Annotated in this window: 4 protein-coding genes; all 4 read right to left on the reverse strand. The window is 70.6% G+C overall.

The window, feature by feature from the left end:
- Positions 1-208, reverse strand: a 208-nt coding sequence (locus WAZ62_RS10370; RefSeq protein WP_422643449.1) for a prepilin-type N-terminal cleavage/methylation domain-containing protein, incomplete at its 3' end; no start/stop codon positions are given.
- Positions 209-685 (reverse strand): GspH/FimT family pseudopilin, encoded by a 477-nt coding sequence (locus tag WAZ62_RS10375; RefSeq protein ID WP_422643450.1) that lies wholly within the window; start codon positions 683-685, stop codon positions 209-211. It abuts the gene before it with no gap.
- Positions 669-1,106 (reverse strand): type II secretion system major pseudopilin GspG, encoded by a 438-nt coding sequence (gene gspG, locus WAZ62_RS10380; protein WP_422643451.1) that lies wholly within the window; start codon positions 1,104-1,106, stop codon positions 669-671. Before gspG ends, WAZ62_RS10375 begins: the two co-directional genes overlap by 17 nt.
- Before the next feature lie 2 nt (positions 1,107-1,108).
- A partial coding sequence (locus tag WAZ62_RS10385; RefSeq protein ID WP_422643452.1) for a type II secretion system F family protein occupies positions 1,109-1,970 on the reverse strand: 862 nt, incomplete at its 5' end.

Below are 1,970 nucleotides of genomic sequence, written 5' to 3' on the forward strand. Positions count from 1 at the left end.
CCCGCCCGTCGAGCGCGAAAAGCGTGCCGGCCGCCGCCATCTGGGCCTGGGCGACCAGCAGCGCCGCCTGACGATCGCCGCCGATCCGGCTGCGCAGCGCGCTGTCACCGACGACGCCGAACAGAAGCCCGAGCCCGAGACCGAGCACGCCGAGAGCGACCAGCACTTCGACCATGCCGAAACCGCGCTGCCCGTCCCGCCCCGACATCTAGAGACCCCGCAGGCCAACGGCGCCGGTCGCCGGATCGACCATGACCTCGGCCCGGCGGCTGCCCCTCGTGCCGGCGACGGCGATGATGCCGCCGGTGGTCGAGCCATCGGCGAAAAAGACCACGCGGGCACTGCCGGAGAAGCGAACGCCATCGACCGCGCGGCGCACCGCGCCCGTTCCCGGATCATAGCCCTGGCCATCGCCGTTCAGCGCCACGGCCACCGCCCGCCCGGAAGTGAGGGCGAGGCCCCGCGCGCTGCGCAGGTCGGCCGAAAGCTGTTCGGTCGCGCGGCGGAACTGCATCTGGGCGAAGCCCCGGTCCATGTTGGGATAGGCCATGGCACCCACGAGAGCGAGGATGGCCAGGGCCACCATCACCTCGATCAGGGTCGCGCCGCGCTCGGAGCCTGTTCGGACATTCGCCGGGTCGACCCGTCCGGGGGGGCCAAACGGGCTCTCACCAGTTGCCGACATCCTGCGCCTCGCCCGTGCCGCCCGGGGCGCCGTCGTTGCCGAGGGTGAAGACATCCACTTCGCCGTGCTCGCCCGGCATCTTGTAGAGATAGGGATTGCCCCAGGGATCGCGCAGCGCCTCGGCCCGGCGAAGATAAGGGCCGTTCCAGCCCGGCGCCGTCTTGGGCGGCGCCATCAGGGCGGCGAGGCCTTCCTGCTGCGACGGATAACGGCCGACATCGAGGCGATAGAGCTCGAGGCTGGCCGTCACGTTCTGCAACTGGACCCGCGCCGTCTGGGTGCGCGAGGAGCCGAGATATTTCAGCACCTGCGGCCCGACCACCGCCGCCAGCAGGCCGAGAATGGCCAGCACGACGAGAAGTTCGATCAGGGTGAAGCCGCGCTGGCCGTGCCGGCGGCGGGAGGAAGTCTTGGAGAGCATTGTCATTGCATGGCCAGATCGTTGACGCCGAGAATGGCGGACATGATGGCGGCGATCACCCCGGCGACGACGATGCCGAGCACGACGGTGAGCAAGGGCGTCATCAGGGTGATCAGCCGCTGGGTCGTGTTATTGACCTCGCGGTCGAGAATATCGGCAAGGCGCAACAGCATCGGCCCCAATTGCGCCGTTTCCTCGCCGGTACGCAGGAAGCCGATGGCGAGGCGCGGGAAAATGCCCGTCGCCGCCAGCGGCCCGGCCAGTCCGGCGCCTTCGTGCAGGCCCGAGGCGACCCGCCCGACCGAGGCCGCCATATGGCGGTTGGACAGGGTCCGGGCGGCGATGCCGAGGGCGGTCGGCAGCGCGACATTGCTGTCGACGAGGGCGCCGAGGGTGCGGGCGAAACGCGCCGTCTGCGCCTCGACCACCAGCCGGCCGGCCAGGGGCACGTTCAGGATCCGGCGGTCGAGCTTCATCTGCATGTCGGGCCGGCGCAGCCAGCGCCAGACCAGGACCGCGGTCACGATGCCGCCCAGCAGGGCCAGAAGACCATAGTCCCGGATGAAGCGGCTGATGCCGACCACGATCGCGGTGATCGGCGGCAGCTTGCCGCCAAGATCGGCGAACAGGGTCTCGAACTGGGGCACGACGACCAGCAGCATGATCAGGATGACGCCAAAGGCGACCACCATCAGCATGGCCGGATAGACGAGGGCGGAGCGCACGGTCTGGCGCAGCGCCTCCTGCCGCTCCAGCGCGGTGGCGAGCCGCGCGAGGGTGGAGCCCAGACGGCCGCTGGCCTCCCCGGCCTCGGCGAGGGCGATCGCCATGGGCGAGAACAGGCCACCCGCCTCGGCCATCGCC

Source organism: Zavarzinia sp. (genome assembly GCF_049306435.1).
Classification (GTDB): domain Bacteria; phylum Pseudomonadota; class Alphaproteobacteria; order Zavarziniales; family Zavarziniaceae; genus Zavarzinia.

Coding starts and splice junctions, on each gene's coding strand:
- WAZ62_RS10375 (WP_422643450.1), bottom strand. CDS start 685: ATGTCGGCAACTGGTGAGAGCCCGTTTGGCCCCCCCGGACGGGTCGAC.
- gspG (WP_422643451.1), bottom strand. CDS start 1,106: ATGCTCTCCAAGACTTCCTCCCGCCGCCGGCACGGCCAGCGCGGCTTC.